This is a genomic window from Flavobacterium sp. (genome assembly GCF_044368625.1).
Lineage (GTDB): Bacteria > Bacteroidota > Bacteroidia > Flavobacteriales > Flavobacteriaceae > Flavobacterium.
In genome coordinates this window covers 1-2,967 of sequence record NZ_JBIPPD010000369.1, presented here as the reverse complement: position 1 = coordinate 2,967, position 2,967 = coordinate 1, and the positions used below count along the sequence as shown (strand labels likewise).

Annotated in this window: 1 protein-coding gene; it reads left to right on the top strand. The window is 31.3% G+C overall.

The window, feature by feature from the left end:
• Positions 1-2,836 (top strand): gliding motility-associated C-terminal domain-containing protein (locus tag ACIQ2X_RS16715; RefSeq protein ID WP_396180149.1); only part of this gene is annotated, 2,836 nt, incomplete at its 5' end.
• Positions 2,837-2,967 lie beyond the last annotated feature (131 nt).

Sequence of the window (2,967 nt, the reverse complement as noted above, 5' to 3'; positions counted from 1 at the left end):
GGCTTTTGATGGAATAAATCAACAGATTATTTATTATTCATTGATTAATGCTGGTAATTGTAGAATAAACGGGGAATTTATTTTAAACGTTACCCCTTTGACTGAAATTATTTTTAATTTACCTACAGAAATTTGTCAAAACTCTTCAGTTCCAATTCTACCTAACATTTCAAATAATAATATATCTGGAACATGGGAACCAAGTTTGGTATCCAATTTACAAACTCAAACATATACTTTTACTGCTTCTGATACTAATGTAATTTGTACAGAACCTTATGAAATTACAATAGTAGTAAACGAAAATATTACTCCTTCGTTTTTATCTCCTGCTCCAATATGTAATGGAGATATCGCACCAATATTACCAACAACATCTAATAATGGAATTATTGGTACTTGGAGTCCTGAAGTTGTTGATAACACACAAACTCAGACTTACACATTTACGCCTTCAAACAATTCTTGTGCTCAACAGACACAATTAGTTGTCGAAGTACTTCAAAATTGTGCTTTTGGGAGTTTTGCAAATGCAGTTTGGCTCACAAATTGTGAAACAAGTAACTTTTTTAATACTGTAGGTTCTGGTACATCTATCATTGGACCGATTGAAAATATTTTTCCAAACACCTATTTTGGAACTTATGTATCCAATTCAAATACTTTTAAACTTCGTGGTGCGGAATTAAAAACATTTAAAATTAATTCAGCCAATGTTTGTAGTGCTACACTTTTCTACAGAATATATCCTGTTTCAGGAACTGGAGGAACATTTTCAAGTATTCCTTTACAATTCTTTGATGATTGTAATTCAGGTTCTTTCCCTAGTGGTGGACCTTGTAGTACTGGTGACCAAAAATGGCAAGAAGTTTTAACTGATATAGAAAACCCTATTGATCTTACAGCATTTCCTGCTGGTGATTATCAATTAGAAGTTTATTATGAAATTGTTGGAGATATAAGTTCAAACAATCAATGTGATGACACGTTATTAGTTAATAATAATGGTGCAAATTTTATTGCGACGTATTCACTTCAAAGCAATTTGACATTTAGTGAAACTCATCCAACAATTTGTAATGCTTCCAATGGTTCTATTACTATAAGTGGTTTAAACCCTTTGACAAATTTTGGTATAAATTATACAGTTAATGGAAATTCAACTAATGCAAATGTAACGTCAAATTCTAATGGTGAAGTTATACTTTCAAATTTGAATGCAGGATTATATTCTAATTTTATATTCACATTTAATGGATGTACACAAAACTATACAGAGACAATAACTTTAGTGAATCCAACAATTACTCCAACATTCAACATTCCTAGTTATTGTTCTGGAGTACAAGGAGTAGTTTTACCAATTCAGTCTTTAGAAGGCATTACAGGTCAATGGAATATACCATTCAACAGCAATCAAACTACTACTTATATTTTTAATCCTGATGCAAATCAATGTGGAGTTGCTGTTGAAGTTGAAGTTGTAATTAATCAACCTATTCAAGCTACTTTTAACCCAATTACTTTTTGCGAAGGCAATGTTGCTCCATCGTTTCCTACAACTTCAATTGAAGGTTTTACTGGAACATGGTCGGCTAGCGAAATAAGTAATTTAGTAGGCACAGCAAATTACATCTTTACTCCTTCATCAGAACTGTGTGCAAGTCAAGGAATATTAGTTGTTTCAGTTACCGCAAGAACACTTCCAGTATTTGATTTTGGAACTCAATTAAACACTTGTCAAAATGCTGCAGCTAACTTTACATTACCTTCTTTATCTAGTAATGGTATCAATGGTTCGTGGTTGCCAGCAATTGTGGATTATAATTTGGTTGGTACAACTAGTTATGTTTTTACACCAAATAATTCAGAATGTGCTTTACAAACTACCTATAGTGTAACTATTAATGCAACAGTAACTCCTACTTTTACAGCTGTTGCACCAATTTGTATTGGTGATACTTTAAATCCGTTACCATTAGTATCAACCAATGGAATAGATGGAAGTTGGTTACCTCAATTGAATAATAATGAAACCACAACTTATACTTTCACTCCAAACAACCCTAATTCCTGTGCAATTTCTGTACCATTAACTATAATAGTTAATCAATTAACCCAGTCAACTTTTAACAATGAAGTGATTTGTAACGGAGAAAACATTAATTTCCCAGTTGTTTCTGTTGAAGGTTTTAATGGAATTTGGTCGCCAAGTATTGTTAACACAACGCAAACTACTAATTATTCATTTACACCAAATCCTGGTCAATGTGCCAATACTGGAACTTGGACAGTAACTGTTTTACCTACTTTTGATTTTTCAATAACTCAAGGTTGTTTAAACAATAATTATACGTTACAAATTACAGAAGGAATAGGTGTTGATTTAGATAATGCTTCATTCCAATGGAGTTTCAATAACCAAAATATAGGAAATAATAATATTAGTTTCAACGTTACTGAATATCTTGCTTCAACCCAAGCAAATGAACAATTACCATTAACATTTACAGTTACAGTTACTGATGAAAATGGTTGTTCAGCATCAAAACCAATTGAATTAACCAGAATAGCTTGTGAAATTCAAAAAGGTATTTCTGTTAACAATGATGGTTTGAATGACTATTTCAATCTTGAAGGTTATAACGTTAGAAATTTAAGTATTTTTAATCGACATGGAATTAAAGTGTATACCAAATCAAATTATTCTAATGAATGGTTTGGACAATCTGATAAAGGAGACGAATTACCAGATGGTACCTATTATTATGTAATTGAATTTGCAAATGGTGAAGAAACTAAAACTGGCTGGATATTTAAACTAGCTGAAGAATAAATTGAAAACGTCCCAAGATTTAGACTGCACCCAAAAGTTTAGACAAATTTATAATTAATTTTGATAATAATGAGTTCGATATTTTATCGGACTCATTTTGTTTAAATTTGATTTAATTCTGACGTTATTGT